The sequence below is a fragment of the Paracoccus alkanivorans genome (genome assembly GCF_003697785.1).
In the GTDB taxonomy this organism is placed as follows: domain Bacteria; phylum Pseudomonadota; class Alphaproteobacteria; order Rhodobacterales; family Rhodobacteraceae; genus Paracoccus; species Paracoccus alkanivorans.
The window spans coordinates 520,229-540,522 of the sequence record NZ_QOKZ01000003.1 but is presented as its reverse complement, the minus strand read 5'-3'; the positions used below and the strand labels follow the sequence as shown (position 1 = coordinate 540,522).

The 20,294-nt window shown below is 61.7% G+C and carries 19 protein-coding genes; 4 read left to right on the top strand and 15 right to left on the bottom strand.

Features of this window, described 5'->3' with window-relative positions; all coding sequences use genetic code 11:
- Positions 1–107 precede the first annotated feature (107 nt).
- Genes C9E81_RS10770 through C9E81_RS10760 form a run of 3 tightly spaced genes read right to left on the bottom strand, consistent with a single transcriptional unit; the run spans position 108 to position 3,423 of the window.
- Entirely contained in the window at positions 108–1,676 is a 1,569-nt protein-coding gene (locus tag C9E81_RS10770) for an ABC transporter ATP-binding protein (RefSeq protein ID WP_122112313.1), read from the bottom strand.
- Entirely contained in the window at positions 1,673–2,485 is an 813-nt protein-coding gene (locus C9E81_RS10765; protein WP_122112312.1) for an ABC transporter permease, read from the bottom strand. The genes C9E81_RS10770 and C9E81_RS10765 overlap by 4 nt, the downstream gene beginning before the upstream one ends.
- Positions 2,482–3,423 (bottom strand): ABC transporter permease, encoded by a 942-nt coding sequence (locus C9E81_RS10760; protein ID WP_122112311.1) that lies wholly within the window; start codon positions 3,421–3,423, stop codon positions 2,482–2,484. Before C9E81_RS10760 ends, C9E81_RS10765 begins: the two co-directional genes overlap by 4 nt.
- Before the next feature lie 91 nt (positions 3,424–3,514).
- Here C9E81_RS10760 and C9E81_RS10755 point away from each other — a divergent pair, with 91 nt between their 5' ends.
- Together C9E81_RS10755 and C9E81_RS10750 are read left to right on the top strand one after the other, a co-directional pair.
- Positions 3,515–4,255, top strand: coding sequence for a glucose 1-dehydrogenase (locus C9E81_RS10755; RefSeq protein ID WP_122112310.1), 741 nt, complete (start codon positions 3,515–3,517; stop codon positions 4,253–4,255).
- A 189-nt stretch (positions 4,256–4,444) separates the two neighbouring features.
- The gene (locus C9E81_RS10750; protein WP_122112309.1) at positions 4,445–6,397 is read left to right on the top strand and encodes a DEAD/DEAH box helicase; all 1,953 of its coding nucleotides are present in this window, start codon (positions 4,445–4,447) and stop codon (positions 6,395–6,397) included.
- A 60-nt stretch (positions 6,398–6,457) separates the two neighbouring features.
- Here the strand turns inward: C9E81_RS10750 and C9E81_RS10745 are convergent, their stop codons facing one another.
- The 4 genes from C9E81_RS10745 to C9E81_RS10730 are packed head-to-tail and all read right to left on the bottom strand — an operon-like array spanning position 6,458 to position 9,995.
- Positions 6,458–7,300, bottom strand: a complete 843-nt coding sequence (locus C9E81_RS10745) for a metal ABC transporter permease (RefSeq protein ID WP_122112308.1) — start codon at positions 7,298–7,300, stop codon at positions 6,458–6,460.
- A complete protein-coding gene (locus tag C9E81_RS10740) occupies positions 7,297–8,163 on the bottom strand; it encodes a metal ABC transporter permease (RefSeq protein ID WP_122112307.1) in 867 nt (288 codons plus the stop codon). The genes C9E81_RS10745 and C9E81_RS10740 overlap by 4 nt, the downstream gene beginning before the upstream one ends.
- Complete coding sequence (locus C9E81_RS10735) at positions 8,160–9,053, bottom strand: manganese/iron ABC transporter ATP-binding protein (protein ID WP_166461884.1); 894 nt, start codon at positions 9,051–9,053, stop codon at positions 8,160–8,162. Before C9E81_RS10735 ends, C9E81_RS10740 begins: the two co-directional genes overlap by 4 nt.
- 39 nt (positions 9,054–9,092) lie before the next feature.
- Positions 9,093–9,995 (bottom strand): metal ABC transporter substrate-binding protein, encoded by a 903-nt coding sequence (locus tag C9E81_RS10730; protein ID WP_122112305.1) that lies wholly within the window; start codon positions 9,993–9,995, stop codon positions 9,093–9,095.
- Between the two features lie 144 nt (positions 9,996–10,139).
- On the opposite strand from C9E81_RS10730, the gene C9E81_RS10725 reads away from it, so the two are divergent.
- Positions 10,140–10,559 carry a Fur family transcriptional regulator gene (locus C9E81_RS10725; protein WP_122112304.1) on the top strand — a complete coding sequence of 140 codons (420 nt, stop codon included), beginning with the start codon at positions 10,140–10,142 and terminating at the stop codon, positions 10,557–10,559.
- Positions 10,560–10,641: 82 nt separating this feature from the next.
- On the opposite strand, the gene C9E81_RS10720 is transcribed toward C9E81_RS10725, so the two are convergent.
- The 3 genes from C9E81_RS10720 to C9E81_RS10710 are packed head-to-tail and all read right to left on the bottom strand — an operon-like array spanning position 10,642 to position 12,481.
- On the bottom strand, positions 10,642–11,502 hold the full coding sequence (locus tag C9E81_RS10720) for a carbon-nitrogen hydrolase family protein (RefSeq protein WP_122112303.1): 861 nt from the start codon (positions 11,500–11,502) through the stop codon (positions 10,642–10,644).
- Positions 11,499–12,083 carry a GNAT family N-acetyltransferase gene (locus C9E81_RS10715; RefSeq protein WP_122112302.1) on the bottom strand — a complete coding sequence of 195 codons (585 nt, stop codon included), beginning with the start codon at positions 12,081–12,083 and terminating at the stop codon, positions 11,499–11,501. Before C9E81_RS10715 ends, C9E81_RS10720 begins: the two co-directional genes overlap by 4 nt.
- A complete protein-coding gene (locus C9E81_RS10710; RefSeq protein WP_122112301.1) occupies positions 12,080–12,481 on the bottom strand; it encodes a ketosteroid isomerase-related protein in 402 nt (133 codons plus the stop codon). Before C9E81_RS10710 ends, C9E81_RS10715 begins: the two co-directional genes overlap by 4 nt.
- Before the next feature lie 140 nt (positions 12,482–12,621).
- Between C9E81_RS10710 and C9E81_RS10705 the strand changes: the two genes are divergently transcribed.
- Positions 12,622–14,013, top strand: coding sequence for a phosphohexomutase domain-containing protein (locus tag C9E81_RS10705; RefSeq protein WP_122112300.1), 1,392 nt, complete (start codon positions 12,622–12,624; stop codon positions 14,011–14,013).
- 37 nt (positions 14,014–14,050) lie between these two features.
- Here the strand turns inward: C9E81_RS10705 and C9E81_RS10700 are convergent, their stop codons facing one another.
- Genes C9E81_RS10700 through galE form a run of 5 tightly spaced genes read right to left on the bottom strand, consistent with a single transcriptional unit; the run spans position 14,051 to position 20,293 of the window.
- Positions 14,051–15,451 (bottom strand): sulfotransferase family 2 domain-containing protein, encoded by a 1,401-nt coding sequence (locus tag C9E81_RS10700; protein ID WP_122112299.1) that lies wholly within the window; start codon positions 15,449–15,451, stop codon positions 14,051–14,053.
- Positions 15,451–17,136, bottom strand: coding sequence for a DUF5927 domain-containing protein (locus tag C9E81_RS10695; protein ID WP_122112298.1), 1,686 nt, complete (start codon positions 17,134–17,136; stop codon positions 15,451–15,453). Before C9E81_RS10695 ends, C9E81_RS10700 begins: the two co-directional genes overlap by 1 nt.
- The gene (locus C9E81_RS10690; protein WP_243698606.1) at positions 17,133–18,161 is read right to left on the bottom strand and encodes a glycosyltransferase family 2 protein; all 1,029 of its coding nucleotides are present in this window, start codon (positions 18,159–18,161) and stop codon (positions 17,133–17,135) included. Before C9E81_RS10690 ends, C9E81_RS10695 begins: the two co-directional genes overlap by 4 nt.
- A 33-nt stretch (positions 18,162–18,194) precedes the next feature.
- Positions 18,195–19,310 (bottom strand): glycosyltransferase family 2 protein, encoded by a 1,116-nt coding sequence (locus C9E81_RS10685; protein ID WP_243698605.1) that lies wholly within the window; start codon positions 19,308–19,310, stop codon positions 18,195–18,197.
- A complete protein-coding gene (gene galE / locus C9E81_RS10680; protein WP_122112297.1) occupies positions 19,307–20,293 on the bottom strand; it encodes a UDP-glucose 4-epimerase GalE in 987 nt (328 codons plus the stop codon). The genes C9E81_RS10685 and galE overlap by 4 nt, the downstream gene beginning before the upstream one ends.
- Position 20,294: the final 1 nt, after the last annotated feature.

Here is a 20,294-nt window from a genome sequence, read left to right as displayed (position 1 = left end):
TTCCCCTGCAACGGTCCCGTCGCCGGCAGGTATCTGGGCGAGGAACAAAGAGCCGCAATTTCGGCCCGTCCTGCTATCTGCTGTTTGCCGGCGGCAACCGGAATCGGTTACGCGGCGACCCAGCCCTCGGGTATGCGCGGCATCGCCTTGATCAGGCTCTGTGTATAGGGGTGATTGGGAGCACCGATGACCTGCCCGGCAAGGCCGTCCTCGACGATCCGGCCCTTCTGCATCACCAGCACCCTGTCGGTAACACCGCGCACAACCGACAGGTCATGACTGATGAAGAGATAGGCGAGCCCATGGCTGCGCCTCAGATCCGCCAGCAAGTCGAGTACTTGCGCGCGCACGCGGACATCCAGCGCACTGACTGCCTCGTCCAGAACGATCAGGTCCGGGCGGATGATCAATGCCCGGGCAATGGCGATGCGCTGACGCTGACCGCCCGAGAACTCATGGATGTATTTGCGCGCATCGCCGGGTGACAGCCCCACCTCTTCCAACGCCGCGCCGACCCGGTTGCGCCAGCCGGGCGGGTAGCCTGTCAGGTGGAAGGGCTCGGCCACCAGCCGCTCGACCCGCCAACGTGGGTTGAAACTGCCAAACGGGTCCTGAAAGACCACCTGCGCCCTCGCCCGCAATTCCCTCGGCATCGAGCGGCCTGCCGAAACCTCTTGCCCCGATATGCGAATATTTCCCGATTGCAACGGGTCGAGTCCAAGGATCGCGCGTGTCAGCGTTGATTTCCCGCAGCCGGATTCTCCCACCAGACCAACACTTTCACCCCGCCCGATCGTCAGACTGACCTCATCCACAGCCCGCAAGACGCCCGCGTTTCCCGGCAGGCGATATTCACGCACCGCGCCCTGCACCTGCAGAAGCGGGTCCTTTTCGCCAGCCGGGCCAGTTCCTGCCGGGGCATGGCGCGAAGCGGCAAAGAGTGCGCGCGTATAGGGATGCGCCTGCCTGCGGAACAGCATCTCGGTCGGGCCTTCCTCGACGATCCTGCCCGCCTTCATCACCGCCACCCGGTCGGCAATGCCCGCGACGACTGCAAGATCATGGGTGATCAGCAGCAACGCCATGCCTTCGTCGCGCACCAGGCCTGCAAGCAAATCAAGGATTTGTGCCTGCGTGGTCACATCCAGCGCGGTAGTCGGCTCGTCTGCGATCAGCAGGTCGGGACGCTCGGCGATGGCGAGCGCTATGGCAACCCTCTGGCGTTGTCCGCCCGACAGTTCATGCGGAAAGAGGGTCAGGGGAAAACGCGGCTCCGGCAGGCCGACGCGGTCCAGTTTCTCTCGTGCGCGGGCCAGCGCCGCCGCCCGGTCCATGCGGTGATGGATGCGCAGCACCTCGGCCACCTGATCGCCGATATTCATCAGCGGATTCAGCGCGGTCATGGGTTCCTGGAAAATCATTCCGATACGATTGCCACGGATCCTGCACATCTCTGCCTCGGATGTGGCCAGCAGATCCCGCCCATCCAGCGTGACCTGCCCCGACACTTTGGCGCCGCGCGGCAGCAGCCCCATGATCGCCAGCGATGTCATGGATTTGCCGCTGCCGGATTCGCCGACCAACCCGGTAATCGAGCCGGGAGTAAGCTGCAGATCGACCTCCTGCAGGATCGCGGTGCCGTTGATCGAAACAGAGAGTCTGCGCGCCTCGATCACCGCATCACCTTCAGTCGCGGGTCCAGGGCATCGCGCAACCCATCGCCCAGCAGGTTCAGCCCCAGCACCGTCAGCAGGATGCACAGCCCGGGTATGATCGCGACATGCGGGGCCAGCGTCACCATGGTCTGCGCCTCGGCCAGCATCCTGCCCCAGCTTGGGGTGGGCGGCTGCGCGCCAAGGCCGACATAGGACAACCCCGCCTCGGCCAGAATACCAAGGCTGAACTGGATGGTGCCCTGCACCATCAGCAGGTTGGCGATATTGGGCAGGATATGCTGCACGCTGATCAGTGCCGCCCCCTTGCCCGAGACCTCGGCGGCGCGGATATAGTCCAGTGTCCACAGCGGCAGGGCTCCGCCCCTTGTGACACGGGCGAAGACGGGAATATTGAAGATGCCGATGGCGATGATGGCGTTGATGGCCGAAGGCCCGAAAATCGCCGTGATCAGGATCGCGATGACCAGCGAGGGAAAGGCGAAGATCAGGTCATTGCCCCGCATGATCGCCTCTTCCAGCCAGCTGCCGCGCCGCGCCGCTGCGATCAGTCCCAACGGCACGCCCAACCCCATGCCGATCCCGACCGCGACCAGCGCCACGGCGATGGACACCCGCGCACCGACCATGATCATCGACAGGATGTCCCGCCCAAAATGATCGGTTCCCAGCCAATGCCCGGCACCCGGTGGCATCAGCTTGTCCGCGATGGCCATCTGCGTCACGTCATAGGGCGTCCACAGGAACGAGATCGCCGCCGCCAGCACTGCCAGCCCGGCAAGCAGGGTGCCAAGGAACATGCCGGGCCTCATCGCTGCCTCAATCGCGGATCGACCAGCGCATAGGCGAGATCGACGATGAAGGTCACGGTAATGACCGCCGCCACCAGCACGAGAACGGCGGATTGCACGAGGATCAGGTCGCGCTGGTTGATCGCCTGAAAGATCAACCGCCCCAACCCCGGCAGGTAGAAGACATTCTCGATAATGATCGCCCCGGCCAGCAGAAAGGAAAATTGCATGCCCATGATCGTCAACACCGGGATTAGCGCATTGCGCAGCGCGTGCCGGCGCAGCACCTGCCCGGTGGTCAGCCCCTTGGCGCGGGCGGTGCGGATATAATCCTGCCCCTGCGTCTCGATCAGCGCGGATCGCAGCACCCGGGCAAGGATAGCCGCCTGCGGCAGAGCGAGCGCCACGGCGGGCAGGATCAGCGCCTTCAGTCCGGCCAGCGGGTCGGACCATCCGGGAAAACCGCCAGCAGGCAGCCATTGCAGCTTGACCGCGAAAAGCAGGACCAGCAGCATCGCGAACCAGAAATTCGGCAGCGCGATCCCCAGTTGCGTGCCTCCCATCACTGCCGCATCCCCGGCACGTCCCCGGCGGGCGGCGGCATAGATACCAACCGGCAGCGCGATGAAAACCGCCAGACACAAGGCCAGAATCGCGAGCGCCAGCGATACCTGCAACCGGTCGCCGAGCAGCTCGGCGATCGGAGCCTTGTAGGTGAAGCTTTGCCCGAAATCACCCTGCAGCAACGCGCCCAGCCAGCTTGCGTAACGAAGCGGCAGTGGCTGGTCCAATCCCATCTGCTCGCGCAATGCGGCGATGGTTTCCGGTTGTGCTCCGGTTCCCAGCATGAAGCTTGCGGGATCTCCGGGCACCAGTTCGACCACCGAAAAGATCACCGCCGAGGCGATCAGCAGGCTCAGCCCCAATGACAATATCCGGCGGAAGGAATAACGCAGCATGGCAGGACGTTAATCCGCGCATTCGGCACGGTAAAGTAGCTTGCGGCGGCGGCTCACTCTGCGATCATGCCGGCAAGGAGTGGAGGATATCATGAGGTTGCAGAACAGGACGGCCATCGTCACCGGGGGCGGTTCGGGCTTTGGCGCGGGCATCGCGCGCAAGTTCGCGGCGGAGGGCGCGCGGGTGATGGTTGCCGATATCAATGGCGACGCCGCCACACGGATCGCGGAAGAGATTGGAGGTCATGCCCTGCGCACCGATGTGGCCGATGCGGGCAGCGTGGCTGAACTGGCCCAAGAGACGCGGGCGAGGTTGGGCGGAATCGATATCGTGGTGAACAATGCCGGGGTAACGCATCTTCCCGCCGCGATGGAGGAGGTAAGCGAAGAGGATTTCGACCGGGTGATGTCGGTCAACTGCAAGTCGGTCTATCTGATGTCGCGAGAGATCGTGCCGATCATGAAAGAGGCGGGGCGGGGCGCGATCGTCAATATCGCCTCTACTGCGGGGGTTTCGCCCCGACCACGGCTGAACTGGTACAATGCCTCGAAGGGTTGGCTGATCACCGCGACCAAGGCCATGGCGGTGGAACTCGCGCCTTTTGGCATCCGCGTGAATGCGCTGAACCCGGTCGCGGGCGAAACGCCCCTGCTGAAAAGCTTCATGGGCGAGGATACGCCCGAAATGCGGGCAAAATTCCTGTCGACGATCCCGATCGGCCGTTTCTCGACACCCGAGGATCTGGGCAATGCCGCCTGTTTCCTTGCCTCGGACGAAGCGTCGATGATCACCGGGGTCGCGATGGAGGTCGATGGCGGACGCTGCATCTAGAATCGTGCCGCCTGCCCGCTCCGCTGACGGGCGTCATTTGCGCGACAGATGAGCGAACGGCCTTTGACTCTGCCGTGGGGGGGCGTTAGGGCAACGGATCGGCTGTTCTTGATGCGCGCGGATGATGGGCCGCGCGCGGGCGGACCGGGCCGTCACCCGGACCACGGTCCCCAATCCCAGGCAGAACGAATGACCCAGAACACGATTGCCGCGCCATTGGCTGCAGCACTGGCCGAACGAGGCTATGAAACCCTGACCGCCGTGCAACAGGCGGTTCTGAACCCGGATGCAAGCGGGCGCGACCTTTTGGTTTCCGCTCAGACCGGATCGGGCAAGACCGTCGCCTTCGGCATTGCCGCCGCACCCGATTTGCTGGGCGATGACGACACCCTGCCCGAGGGCACAGCGCCGCTTGCCCTTGCCATTGCGCCGACGCGTGAACTGGCGCTGCAGGTCGCGGCAGAGCTGACATGGCTTTACGCCGCCACCGGCGCACGCATCGCGACCTGTGTCGGCGGCATGGATTACCGAACCGAGCGCCGGGCGCTGGCCCGGGGGGCACAGATCGTGGTCGGCACTCCGGGGCGCCTGCGCGATCATATCGAACGCGGCGGCCTTGACCTGTCCTGCCTGCGTGTCGCAGTGCTGGACGAAGCTGACGAGATGCTGGATCTCGGCTTTCGCGAGGATCTGGAATTCATCCTTCAAGCCGCGCCGGAAAGCCGCCGCACGCTGATGTTCTCGGCCACCGTGCCCGCCGCTATCGAGAAACTGGCGCGGGATTTCCAGCGGAACGCCCTGCGCGTGGCAGCCATGGGAGAAGCCCGCCAACATGGCGATATCACCTATCGCGCCCTGTCGATTGCAGCCCGCGACCGCGAGAACGCGATCTTCAACCTGTTGCGATACTACGAGGCACGAACCGCCATCGTATTCTGCAAGACACGCGCCAATGTGAACCACCTGATGGCCCGGATGGGCAATCGCGGTTTCCGCGTGGCGGCACTGTCAGGCGAACTGTCCCAACAGGAACGCACCCATGCCCTGCAAGCCCTGCGCGATGGGCGGGCACGGGTCTGCATTGCCACCGATGTCGCGGCACGGGGCATTGACCTACCGGGGCTGGAACTGGTCATCCATGCAGATTTGCCGACAAACTCCGAGACCCTGCTTCACCGCTCGGGCCGCACCGGGCGCGCGGGTGCCAAGGGCGTGTCGGCGCTGATCGTCGCGCCTGCGGATTACAAGAAGGCGCAGCGTTTGTTACAGGGCGCCAAGCTCGTGGCCGAATGGGGCAAGGCGCCTTCGGCCGAAGAGGTCAGCGCGCAGGATGATGCGCGGATGCTCGACCATCCGGCACTGACTGCTACGCTGGAGGACATGACCGCCGCCCGCGATCTGCTGGCGCGCGTCGGACCCGAGCAGATTGCCGCCGCCTTTGTCCAATTGTGGCGTGAAGGCCGGCCCCCGCCCGAAGAGCTGACCGAAAGCGCCCCACCCTCGCAGGCCGCGCCCCGCGTCCCGCGCGAATTCGGTGCCTCGGTCTGGTTTGCACTTTCGGTCGGTCAGACTGGCCGGGCCGAAGCCCGCTGGCTGCTACCCAAGATATGCGAGGCGGGCAATATCACCCGCGACTCCATAGGCGCGATCCGGGTGCGCGAACATGAAACCTTTGTCCAGATTGCCACGCCCGAGTCCCCGCGCTTTGGCGACACTATCGAGATCGAGCCGGACCTGATCATGCGCCGACTGAAGGGCGAGCCTGCGCTTGACCGCAAGCCAGAGCAACATCCAGCCCCGAAAGCGCCGAAACCAGCCGGGGACAGGCAACCCAAACCCCGAAAGGCGGCAGCGGCGAAACCGGTGGATGCTGTCCCTGCCACACCCACCCGGGCATGGTCTCCGACAGACACCACCGCCGAGCCGGTATCAGCGGGAACTGCACGCAAGAAACCGCGCTGGAGCACCGCGCAAAAGGCCGCCAAAGGCGGTAAAGTCAGTGCGGCACCGGCGCGTGGCGGCAAGGCAGCCGCTCCCAAAAGCAAAAGCCGGACGGCCAGCAAGCCCAAAGGCAAGAGCCCTGCGCCCCGTCATCCTGGTGGCGGCAATGCCGTTCCACGTAGGCCCAGGGGCCGGCGTTAACCTGCTGTCCCGGCGGTTCGTGGCGTGGAGCCGACCTGACCTGACTCCGACCGGCGGGATTCAGCCCTCCGTAGCCTCGGCGCCATGCGCACGCGCTTGCCATCCCCTGCGCAGGAATGCCGCGATGAAAAGAACGGTCAGGATCAGGATGATGGTTGCCGCCGGAGCGCTGTCCAGGAAGAAGCTGAGATAAACGCCGCTCAGCATCGCGAACAGGCAAACCAGCACCGCGACCGCCAACATCCTGCCAAAGCTGCGCACCAGCAGAAAAGCGATGGCACCGGGCGCGATCAGCAGTCCCACCGCGAGGATCAGGCCAGTCGCCGACAACGTGGCAACGATAGTCAGCGAAAGTATGCTCAGCAATCCGTAATGCAATACCGCTACCGGCAATCCGGATGCCTGCGCCTGCGCCGGATCAAAGGCATGCAGCATCAGGTCTTTCCATTTCAGCAGCAGCGCCGCCGACACGGCCAGCGCGATCAGGCCGGCGGTCCACAGATCCCCCGCCCCGACCCCAAGCATGTTGCCGAACAGGATATGGTCGAGATGCACATCCGTCGTGATCGAGGTATAGATGACGATCCCGAGCCCAAACATGCCCGAGAATACGACGCCCATGACCGTATCCTGCTTGACCCTGCTGTTATTCGACAGATAGCCGGTTGCCAGAGCCGTCAGCATACCAGCCCCGAATGCTCCAAGGATCAGCGGAAAGCCGATGATATAGGCCAGCACGATCCCCGGCAGGACCGCATGGCTGACCGCATCACCCATCAATGCCCAGCCTTTCAGCACCAGGAAGCAGGACAGCAGCGCCGTCGGGACGGCCACCATGGCGGCGATCAGGAAAGCCTTCTGCATGAAGGCGAATTGCAGTGGCATCAGCAGCGTCTCGCTCATGACACCGGCTCGCTTCTGCGCAATTCTGCCGCAGCCTTGGCTTTCGCGGCCAGCAGCCCATGCTTCGGCGCCCAGACGAAAGCCGCCAGGAAGACCAGCGTTTGCAGGCAGACGATGATGCCCCCCGTCGCGCCGTCGAGGAAGTAGCTGAAATAGGCCCCTGCAAAGCTGGATACCGTGCCAATAGTCACCGAGACCCCGATCAGGCGCGGGAACCGGTCGCATAGCAGATAGGCCGTTGCCCCCGGCGTCACCACCATGGCGATCACCAGGAAAGCCCCGACGGTCTGCATCGCCGCCACAACACAGGCCGAAAGCAGGATGAAGAAGACCGCTTTCAGCAGCCCGGGGCGAAGGCCGATGGACCGGGCGTGGCTTTCATCGAAGAACACCACCATCAGGTCCTTCCATTTCAGCAGCAACACGGCCAGCGAAACGAAACCGATGATTGCGAGTTGCAGGGTATCCTCGGGCGTGATTGCGAGGATATTGCCCATGGTGATCGTCTGGACCGAGATCGCCATGGGATTGATCGACACCATGAACAGGCCCAATCCGAAGAAGGACGTGAAGATCAGCCCGATCACCACATCGACCTTGAGCCCCGACCGGTCGGACAGAAACAGCATTGCCGCCGCCGCCAATCCCCCGGAAAGAAACGCTCCCAAGGCAAAGGGCAGGCCCAGCATATAGGCGCCGGCCACCCCCGGCACGACGGAATGGGACAACGCATCCCCGATCAGCGACCAGCCTTTCAGCATCAGGTAAGAGGACAGGAACGCGCAAACCCCGCCCACCAGCGCCGAGACCCACATCGCATTGGTCATGTAACCATAACCGAAAGGTTCGAGCAGCAGGCTCATTCCGGCCCCTCCCGCGTATGGGTGCGGTCGCCGTATTGCACCAATGGCCGCTCATCATCCGAAAGGATGGTGACATGGCGCGGATCGGCATCATCATGCAGCGCCTCTCCACCCAGGGTGAAGTGACGCAGCACACCACCGAAAGCCATCTCCAGATTGTCGCGGGTGAAGGTTGTTTCCGTCGGCCCATAAGCCAGCACTGTTCCCTTGACCAGCACCACCCGGTCGCAGAATTCCGGGACCGAACCCAGATTATGGGTCGAAACCAGCATCACCCGCCCCTCGTCGCGCAACTCGCCCAGCAGGGCGATGATCTGCTCTTCGGTCTTGACATCGACACCGGTGAAGGGCTCGTCCAGCAGGATCACCTGCCCGTCCTGCGCCAGCGCACGGGCCAGAAAGACACGCTTCTTCTGTCCGCCCGACAGTTCGCCAATCTGGCGGTGGCGATAATCCTGCATGTTCACACGGGCCAATGCGGCGTCAACCGCCAGACGATCCGCTTTCGACGGGCGGCGGAGAAAGCCCATATGACCGTATCGCCCCATCATCACCACATCCTCGACCAGGACAGGAAAGGACCAGTCCACTTCCTCGGCCTGCGGGACATAAGCCACCAAGTTCTGCTTGAGTGCCTGCGCTACATCCATGCCCAGCAGGCTGATCTGTCCCTTTGCCACGCGGACAAAGCCCATGATCGCCTTGAACAGTGTCGATTTCCCTGCCCCGTTCACGCCGACCAGCGCGGTGACCGTCCCGCGCGGGATCTGAAAACTGGACTGCCGCAGCGCCGTATGGCCATTGCGATAGATCACCGTAATGTCGCGGGCATCGATGCCGCCGCCGGGGTCGGCCCCCGCGTCATTGGTAACGGTCTGATTGTCGCGCATCATGTTGGTCTTTCTGCCGGAAGGGTCGGTCGCCCGGGTTCACTTCATGCCATTCGTCAGGCCATCGGCAATGGTTTTCGAGGTCACGGTCAGCAACTCCAGGTAGCTTGGCACGGGACCGTCGGGCTCGGACAGGCTGTCGACATAGAGGACCCCGCCATAATGCGCCCCGGTTTCCCGCGCCACCTGCTCTGCCGGTGCGGTGTTCACCGTGCTTTCGCAGAATACCACCGGAATGTCATGCTCTCTCACCCCGTCGATCACCGACCGGACCTGTTGCGGCGTGCCCATCTGATCGGAATTCATCGGCCAGAGATAGAGTTCCTTCATGCCGAAATCGCGGGCGAGATAACTGAACGCCCCCTCGCAACTGACCAGCCAGCGCTGCGCCTCCGGAACTGCGGAGATCTGTTGCCGCAAAGGCTCCAGCGTGGCGCGCAGCTCCTGCTTGTAGCTTTCGGCATTCCTTGCATAGATGGCGGCATTGTCCGGATCATGTTCCGCGAAAGCCTTCTGGATATTGTCGATATAGACCAGCGCGTTATCCAGCCCCATCCAGGCATGCGGATTTGCCTTGCCCTCATAGGATCCTGACGAGATCGGGATCGGGTCGATACCATCGGTCAGCGTGGCTGAAGGTACATCGCCAAGATTGGACAGGAACTGCTCGAACCACAATTCAAGGTTCAGCCCGTTCCACAGGATCAGATCCGCGTCCTGCGCCCGGACGATATCCTGCGGCGTCGGCTGATAGCCGTGGATTTCAGCGCCGGGCTTGGTGATCGACACCACATCGGCCGTGTCCCCCGCCACATGCTGCGCCATGTCGGCCAGAACGGTAAACGTCGTGACGACCTTCATCCTGTCATCCGCTGATGCCGCAGAGGCGAACAATGTCAAGGCTGTCGCCGCAGCAAGGATTCGTTGTGCCTTGAGCTTCATCTGATGTCCTTTCCCGGGTCGAGGAGTCGACGCCATGTAAATGCAACGCATTCGCAATAGTCAAGAAGAATGCGACGCATTCGCATTTTGTTGTCCGCCTGCCAGGATCGCGGTAAGGGATATGTCAGAGACAGGAGAACGCGGATGTGTGCAGACACCACCGATTTTGCCCAGGCTTTGCGCGATGCCGGTCTGCGGGCGACTCAGCAGCGGACCGTGCTGCTGTCCATCCTGATGGAATCGGTGGATCATCCCAATGCGGACGAGCTTTACGCCCGCGCCAAGACCATCGACGATTCGGTGTCGCTGGCCACCGTCTATCGCACTCTCTCGGCGCTTGAGGAGGCCGGGCTGATCCGCAGGCTCAACTTCGAGAACGAACCCGCCCGGTTCGAGATCACCCCCGTTGCCGAGCATGACCATCTTGTCGATATCGACAGCGGAGAGGTTATCGAACTGAGCAGCGACGAGATCACCCGGCTGCGGCAGGAACTGGTCGAAGGTATGGGCTATGAAATCCTCAGCCAGCATACGTTGATACGGGCGCGAAAAAAGCCCGGCTAAGCCGGCCGGGTAGAGATGGCGCTAAAAAAGATCGGGGCCGGTCCTACAGGAATCAGCCGAATTGCGCGCAGGTTCAGGAATGCTAATCCCGGATCAGTGCGGATTCGGTGGATTCAGGCCAATGCGCATAGGGCAACACCGCGCCATCACTGCGACTCTGACTGACCCGGGACAGGTCTATCCGGGCCGTGACCCATCCGGGCAGGTCCATCTCGCCCTCGGCAATGATCCCGGTTTCCGGCCAGAAGCCATCGGGCGGGCCATAAATCGCGGCACGCCCACGGTTTTCGTCCACCGCCGGCATCCAGTCGCAGGAACCAACAACCGGAGAGTGAACCACCACGCACTGGCTTTCCAACGCCCGCGCCATCGCTCCGATGCGGACCCGGTGAAACCCGGCAATCGTGTCGGTGCAGCTTGGCACGAGGATCAGCTCGGCTCCGGCTTCGGCCAGAACCCGGCCCAGCAGGGGGAACTCGCTGTCATAACAGATCAGGATCCCGATTCGCCCCAGGGCCGTGTCGAAGACGCGCAAACCCGAGCCGCCGGTAACATCCCAGTCATCCCGCTCGAATCGGGTCATGATCTGCTTGTCCTGATGGCCGATGCGGCCAGCGGGACCATACAAGACCGCGCGGTTCATCGGCCTGTCGGCCTCGAATACCGGGGCTGACGCGGCGAGGATATGGCAACCATGCCGTGCCGCCAGCTTTTCATGCAGGGCGCAAACTGCATCCGCATGGCGCGCGACCTCGTGCAATGACGCCTCCGGATCACCCGCCGCCTCCCGGCCGCCAAGAGAGGCGAGTTCCATCGCGCCGTATTCAGGAAAGACCAGCAATTCAGCCCCATCGGCAGCCTCGACCCACGATGCCAACTTGGCCTCGTATTGGTTGAAATCATCGAACCAGTCGAGCGGATAGGCGGCGGCAGCGATTTTCACAATGACCTCATCCAGAATTGCAGCGGTTTCTCGGTTTGCATCGAATCTCCGGTATCTTTCCACGAAAAATGCGCGATGACACCCGGTAACGGCGCATAACCACGCTTGCGCCAGAAACCGTCCAAAGGCCGGTAATCGGCGGGCCGGGCCGGATGATCCGCAGGACGCATGACGCTGCAAAAGGCGCAATACCGTGCGCCCAGCCCTCTGGCGTGATCCTCGCGCGCATCGAAAAATGCATGACCAAGCCCATGGCCGCGATATTCCGGCAGCAGGACGGACTCCGCGCAATAGAAGATATCGGCCAACGGCTCGGGCCGGTCCCTGAACGCTGCGGCGAAATCATCGGCGTGATCGGCCATCGGCGCACCGGTCGACGCGCCGATGATCCGGCTCCCGTCCATGGCCGCCACAACCACCGCTCTCGGCGATTGATACGCGGTCAGGTAATTCCGTTCGTAATCCAGATCGCCGTCATAAAGATACGGCCATGCGCGGAACACGGCGATGCGCAGACGCGCGACATCGTCCAGCGCCGCCTCCAGCGCCTCGCCGGTCAGAACGCGCGTCGTGATGCTCATGCGCTGACCTGCCGGGTCCATTCACCAAGATTGTAATAGGTCGTAACGCGCGAAATCTTGCCGTCGCGGATGGTAAAGAACGACCCGGCAGGCAGACGGTAAGTCTGGCCATTTGCGGGCGGCAATCCCTCGTCGGTTTTGAGATAGGTGCCATTCACGACGAACTCCGCCGCCGCGCGGTCCCCGGCTTCATTGGCGAAAATCACCATGTCGGTCAGGTTCTCGCGATAGCATTCGGTCATATGTGCGTTGAATTCCGCGAACAGTTCCTTGCCCTTACGGATCTGCCCCTCGTTGACGTGATGTTCGACCTCGTCATGCAGCAGTTCCAGCATCCCGTCGGTCCGGCCCGCGTTGAAGGCATCGAAATAGGCCGTGATCAGTGCTTTGGTATCCATGCGAATCTCCGTGTTTTCCTACCCGATCTAACCTTCCCGAGCGCTCGCGTCACCTCCGCCCAAGGGACCAGAGAGGCTTGAATTCCGCACGCAAGCTGTTAGCGCTACTGACAACCGCTGCGTAGAAAGGGAACGCGCCCATGAACGATGGAAACAAGCTTGGCCACCGCGAGATCACCTGCTTCAAGGCCTATGATGTGCGGGGTGAGTTAGGTGTCAACCTGGACCCGGATGTCGCTTACCGGATCGGTCGAGCTTTCGCCGAGGCCAGAAGTGCCAAGCGGGTGGTCGTCGGGCGTGACAGCCGCGCCAGTTCCCCGGAACTTGCTGCAGCGCTGATCAGCGGACTGACCGATGGTGGCGCCGACGTTCTGGATATCGGGCTCGCCGGGACCGAAGAGGTGTATTTCCATACCGGCTTCCACGACACCGATGGCGGGATCGAGGTGACTGCCTCGCATAACCCTATCAATTACAACGGAATGAAAATCGTCGGACGTGGTTCGGCCCCGCTGGACCCGGCCACCGAATTGCCGCCGATCGTCGAACTGGCAAGCTCGGGCGATTTCGCGCCAACCGCAAAAAAGGGCGAAGTCACGGATTTCAGCCATGCGCGGGCGGACTATGCCAGGGCGATGGCCGATTTCGTGGATATCGGTGCACTGAAACCGATGAAAATCCTGGTCAATGCCGGGAACGGCACTGCCGGGCCGACCTTTGACGCCATTGCCGAAGAGCTGCAGCGCAGAGGGGCTCCGCTGAGATTCGTGCGCCTGCATCACGATGTCGATTCCAGTTTTCCGAACGGCATTCCGAACCCGCTTCTGCCCGAAAACCAGCCCCCGACCGTTCAGGCCGTCAAGGATGAGAATGCCGATCTGGGTGTCGCATGGGATGGCGATTTCGACCGTTGCTTCTTCTTTGACGAAAATGGCCGCTTCATTCCCGGCGAATATATCGTCGGCCTTCTGGGTGCCGCGTTCCTCGAGAAATTTCCCGGCGAGAAGGTCGTGCATGATCCCCGCGTCATCATGAACACCCGCGCCATGATCGAGGAGGCCGGCGGCGAGGCAGTGGTCAGCAAGACCGGTCATGCCTTCATCAAGCGCAAGATGCGCGATGTCGGCGCGATTTACGGCGGCGAAATGTCGGCGCACCACTATTTCCGGGACTTCTATTATTGCGACAGCGGTATGATCCCCTGGCTGCTGATGATCGAACTTCTCGCACGCAAGGGCAAGACGCTGGCCGAGTTGCTGTCGGAACGGATGACGCTTTATCCTTCCTCGGGCGAGACGAATTACAAGATCGAAGACCCCGATGCCGCGATTGCCCGGCTGATCGAACGTTACGAGGCGCAGGCCGAAAGCCGGGACGATCTGGACGGGGTGTCGCTGGATTTCGGCAAGTGGCGCTTCAACCTGCGCAAATCGAATACCGAGCCGGTCGTGCGGCTGAACCTCGAATCCGACGGCGATGCCGCGCTGGTGGCCGAGAAGCAGGCCGAGTTGGCTGCATTGCTGAAGGGCTGACGGCCAATACCGCAGGCTGCGCCGGTGCCGGCGCGGCCTATTCCGGATTGGCTGGAAAACCGAAAGCGATGTAATCGCGCATATAGGCCGATCGGGCGGCGGCAACCAGATCCTTGTCGGACAAGAACGCAGGGTAACTGTCTGCTTCCAGCTTTTCGGTTTTCGGATCGGTGATGCCCGCGCTTTGGCAAAGATGAGCGATATCTTCGCCCAACCGGTCCTCTCGCATCAGCATATCGGGCTGAGAAAAGCGGCCGAAGCCGGCAATAACGGCTGATTGACTTGCCCAATGCGGATGAGTTGGCAGGGTTGTCTGGGCGTTCAGATTACGGCCGAGAAATTCCAGAAAGGAGCGGAACAGGGGCATGGCCTGATCGTCGCCAAGGTCGATCAGTTTCGCATCCTCAGGTAAAGGCACACGATGCACGTCGCGCATCAATTGCCGCAACTCGGGCCGGGCGGCAGACAAAAGATGCAGAAACGCGTCCCATGCGCGGCGCAGGGGATGGCGCAGAATGGTGAAGCTGCGATGACCCGGATGCCGGCGCTTCCACTGGCGCAGGCTGCCTTGCGTGTAACTGCCCGCTGCCTCGCCCAAATCCCTGAACCAATCCTCCTGATGGATCGCCAGACCGCCCTTGATGGGCATGTAGATCAGTCCCGAACCCGCCTCGCTGGTCAGGAAACTGGGAACGGCCGGACCGCGGCGTGGTTCGAAACTCGGCGCCTGGCTCAATGCGAAGGGATCCAGTTTTTGCAGATCGGACTGCATATCCTGAAAATTCGAAACCTTCTGCTCCATCGAGCGCGGATTCTGCGGGATCTGGTCACTGGCGGGCATGACCTGTTCGATATCGGTGCGTCCAAGCCAGTGCAGAAGGCCGGTCATCACCTTGCTGTCCCGAAGATCGTTGTAGCCCAGCCAGAAGCCGCTTTGACCGCTGGTCTGCAGGCGATGCATGACGCGCATCTGGAAATCGCGGATATCCGACAGCATCCGGCGAAACTCGTCGCCATTATAGTCGATCGAGGCAGGAATCGGCATTTCGGTCTCGTTCAGCTTCCATTGATTGGTTTCCCATGCCAGCCGGGTCGAGACATAGCTTTCAAGCGGGTTGCGGGTCAGGATGATCTTGGCGCAGCGCCGGTCATCCATGATCGCGTCGAACACGCGCGGATCGTGATCGTGGAAATAGCGAAACCCCGGCAAATGCCCGGGCTTGTCGAACAGCGCGTTCAGCAGCAACATCGGATCGGCCTCGCGTTCCTTGCGCGTGATGCCCTGCAATTCGTCCTTGTCCGGCCAGCCCATCATATAGGGATTGAACGCCTCACCAAAGCAGGTGACTTTCTTGACCGCGTTCAGGGTCGCCTCCAGCAGGTTCGAACCGGTGCGCATTTCGGCGAAAATCACAAAGCTGCGGAAAGTCTCGGTCATCAAATATTGTTCCTCGCCAGGATATGGGACGCTTTCGTGATCGGCTGATCGCCGGTCAGGCGGGGGTGCAGTCCGGAGTTACGCAGGCGCTGCAAATGCTCCGGCAGCCCTGTTATGTCCCGCATCGGCGGCAGCTTCGTCACTGGTTTGGCATCCGGGTCGATCTGGCCCAGTGCCTTGTCCAGTATCGCCTGCGGCCGGGCAATGAAGTCGTTGAACTCCCACAGTTGCACACGGGCCTTTACCCAAACCGAATTGAGCACCTCAAGCAGTTCCATCTCGGTGCGTTGCAGCTTGGCCGTGATGCGGCGTATATCGTCAAAGGGCATGTCCATGTCCAGCAGGGGCAGGTTCCAGGCCCCGGTAACGACAAACAGATACGCGTTGGGATCGGTTGCCATGAACCAGTTCAGGTCCTGGTTGTCGCGCGGGCTGAACTGAAATACCTGCATCTGTTCAGTCATCCGGATCAACGCGGTCAGGAAACCCTGCGGATCATAGTCACGCAGGACGGCGCTGGATGAAAGCGCGCCGGGGCCGATCTCCGGGCGTCCGGCGAACTCCACCATCTCTGGTCCCAGCAGATGTCCATGGACATCACCCGGCAAATAATCGCGAAGCCAGTCTTCGAAACCGGGGAAAATGTCGGTCAGCCCCTGGAATACCGCATAGGGGGCGGAGGTCTTGCCGTTCTCGGAATCCTTGCGGGGAAATCGGCTTTGCATATACAGTCCCGGCCGCCCCAGAATGCGGCGGCTGACAGTGCGCGCGATCAGCCGTTCGATATTCGCCGGTTGCGGTGGTGTCGGATCGGGCCCGGGGCCGGCCGGCCTTGGGAAATACCCAAGCAGTTGCGTCGCGCCGGGCCAGATCTTGCGGGCCACGAAGCAATTGGCTTCCTCCAGAACTTGCAAGTGATCGTCATAAGCCTGATAGGGACGACCCCGGTGATCGAATCTCGCGAATGTCAGCGAACGGCTTTCGATACTGCCCGAGTGGCGGCGGGCCAATGACTGGAAATAGCTTTCATCGGGAATCCAGCTTCGACGAAAAAACCGATCATACTCTTTGCGGCGCGGATCGTTCAGGATCGCGCGCAGGGTATTGGCCGTAAGGCACCACCATTGCGAGCCAAGATGCGGTGTCAGCCCCCGGGGCAATTTCCGGCGGATACCCAGCTTGCGCTGTATCTCGACACAGCGATCGAACAGTTTTCGATGCTTGCGCCAGTCAACCGGGAAATACAGGGTAAACCGTTCCTCGTTCAGGCCCCCGATAACCCATCCGACTTCGTTGGTGTCGACGCTTTCGATATAATCGCGATTGGGATCCAGAGCCAGAAACGCCCTCAGGTCAGCTATCGGCCGCAATGGCAGACAGGAACCCGAAGCCAGATAGACATGCGTCGTTTCGGGCCAGGTCTCGAGCAGTTGGCTCGCGGCATGCTGGGTCGCCTCGATCAGGCTGAACCGTCCCCAGTTGCAACGGATTCGCCGCGAATACGCGATGTCCGGCAGATCCGACAGGCTTTGCTTCATCTCGGCGACATCGGAAGCCGGAGCCTTGGCGTCGATATGGATAACCACCCTGGCGCCGCCATCGGCCCAGATTCGAGCCATCCTCGCCGCCATGCGAAGATTCGCATGGCACAATAATATGACACCCAGATTAACCGCTTCAGTCATGGCCAGTTCCCACTCGATATCAGGCCAAGATCCTCAAGCTGCCTCCAGTCACGGTATTCACGCGATTCGCTGCACCAAAGGCGTGCGCCGTCCTGCAATCCGGCATGGTAGGCGCGATATTCCTGGCTGTTCGCATAATGCTGGCCGCGATCCAGTTCCTCGGTCGATTTTTCCGCGAAAGTGGACAGGAACTTGGCATGCAGCAGGCAACCGGAGGCCATCTCGCCGCCATCCTCGTCGTACACCCAGTTCAGGGATCGTGGCAGCAGCATATGGGTAGAACTGTAATAGGTGTATCGCCGGCTCCATTTCACCAGCGGAATCTTGTTGAGTGCGGGTCCCGATTTCGGGTCATAGGGAAAGAAGGTTCGCGTTCGCGGCCCTCCCTGAATCCACAGATTCCCCAGATAGCTGTTCTTCCGTATCGTGTAATTGGCCGGATCGAACCAGCAGGCGATCTCGAAGGGGTTTTGTCCTTCCTGATATATCCTCTCGTCCAGCGCACCCTTGGGATACATGTCCAGCAACATCGCCGGAAAGGAGCGATGCCCGGAATCGCCCAGCCAGTCGGTCAGCGCGGTCAGGGGGCGGCTGTCGCAATGCGGATAAACCAGGAACTCGTCGGGATCGACGGTCAGACACCAATGCCCGTGCCCATAGCGAAACAGCAGCCAGCACAGCCAGTCCATGCCGAAACGCGACTGCTTGTAGCCGGCTTTCGTCCACCACAGCGATACGTCCGGCTGCGCCTTCAGGTAATCGGTGCTGCCGTCCGTGCTGTTGTTATCGACAAAAAGGAAATGCCGCACGCCAAGCTCGCGGTAGTAATCCAGGAAATAGGGCAGCCGCACCCGCTCGTTACGTTGAGTAACGAAGGCGAGAATATCGCGCCGCCCGATCTGTCCGGTGCGATCCGAGATCAGCGACAACGCATGACGCCGCTTGATCGCACGGCCGATCAGCCACTGCCGCTCTATACGGCGACGTAGCCGGCCCGGAACTGGCAGGTTTTGAAGGCTTCGCACGTTCTGCACCTGTCACTGCGATCGCATTAATATTTATTCATTTTCCGCAATGGACTTCACCGCCGCAAGAGGCAAGCCCGTTTCCTGCACAGGTGGCTTTTCGAGCGGAACCTCTCCCGTTCCCATTAGCCCCAGTTGGACCAATTGGCGCCAGCCCGTGAGGCGTTGCGAGCCGCTATGCCACAATGTCGGTGTGTCGGTGATTGCATGATGATAGTCCACGAACAACTCGGGTTCCACGAAATGCTGACGGCGCTGAAGTTCCTCCGCGGATTTCTCGACGATCTCGGGCAGGAACTTGCTGTGCATCAGGACGCCTGAAAGCCGGGAATCGCCGGGACCGTCATACAGGTCATTCAACCGCCCGGGCAAAAGGGAATGGGTTGAGTTCACATATACATATCGCCAGTGCCACCGGATCAGCGGCAATTTGTTCAGAGTCGGCGCACGATCCGGATCCCCCGCAAAAAAGACCCGTTCACGGACACCGCCCTGCACGATCCGGTTGCCTTTCGGCTCGACGATCCTGCTTCGGTAGGGTCCCGCATCGAACCAGGGCAGGCGTTCTGTCAGACTTGCACCCTCCGGAGCATCCGCCTGCCCCAGGGGGCCGCGCGGATACAGGTCCAGCATCAAGGCACCCATGCCGTCTATACCCTGACGGTCCAGTTGCGCCGTCAAGCTGGAAAGATCATTACGCTCCCATTCCGGATAGATCAGCAATTCGTCGGCATCGACAGTCACGCACCAGTGATTGTGACCATGGCGCAGCAGCAGCGCTCCCACCCAGTCCATGCCGAACCTGGTCGACCGGTAGCTGTCGCGGCTGCGCCATAACGACAGATCGGGTTGCTTCTGCAAAAGCTCGGCCGAGCCATCGTCGCTGTCATTGTCCACGATCAGGAAATGCTGGACTCCCAAGCGCCGGTAATGCGCCAGAAATTCGGGCAAACGGGCGGCCTCGTTGCGAATCGCGGCGAATAGAAGGATATCATCCTTGCCAATCGAGGCGGTCCGGTCCGACAGTGGCGACAGCCTGCGCCCGGCCCGGATCGCCCGCCATAACAGCTCGCGCCGTTTCCAGCGCAGCCGATATGCGGTCCAGGCCCGGCGCAGCCGGCTGGTTGTCTGACCGGATTCCGTGCTCAAGCCCGATAATTGCCGGTTTGATGCCAGCGCCAGGCGTCGCTGATCATCTGTTTCATCGTCGAGCGGTCGGGGCGCCAACCCAGCTCTTCCCTGGCTCGCTGGCTGCCGCAAACGAGCTTGACCGCATCACCGCCGCGCCGTGGTCCGTCAACCATTGGCACGGGGCGATTGGTGACATGACGGGTGGCATCCACAACTTCGCGAACCGAGAACCCGTCGCCGGTTCCCAGGCAGAAGACCCGGCTTTCCTTGCCCGCCCGCAGCCATTCCAGCCCCTTCACATGGGCATCCACCAGATCCATCACATGAACATAGTCACGGATACAGGTGCCGTCGGCAGTCGGATAGTCGGTGCCATGGATGGTCAGCGCATCGCGGCGGCCATCCACGGCATCGAGGATCAGCGGAATCAGATGGGTTTCGGGACGATGAAACTCGCCGATCTCGGTTTCGGGGTCAGCCCCCGCGACGTTGAAATAGCGAAAGATCACATGCCGCAGCCCATGCGCCGCACCAAAATCGACCAGCATATCCTCGATCGCGCGCTTGCTGGCACCATAGGCGTTGAGCGGTGCCTGCGCCGAAGATTCGTCGAGCACCTCGCCATCGCAATCGCCATAGGTCGCGCAGGTCGAACTGAACACGAAATCCATGCAGCCTGCCGCCACCGTCGCCTCGATCAGATTCAGCGAGCCGCAGACATTGTTGCGCCAGTATTTTCCCGGCTCCGCCATTGCCTCGCCCACCTGGCTGAGTGCCGCGAAATGCAGCACCGCAACCGGCTTATACTCGGCAAAGACAGCATCAAGCGCCGCGCGGTCCATGAGATCGGCCTTGGCCAGCGGCCCAAACTTGACCGCATCGGCCCATCCGGTCGACAGGTTGTCCAGAGTCACCGGCACATAGCCAGCCCTCGCCAGCGCCTTGCACGCATGCGAGCCGATGTAACCGGCACCGCCGGTAACCAATACATTGTCGGGCATG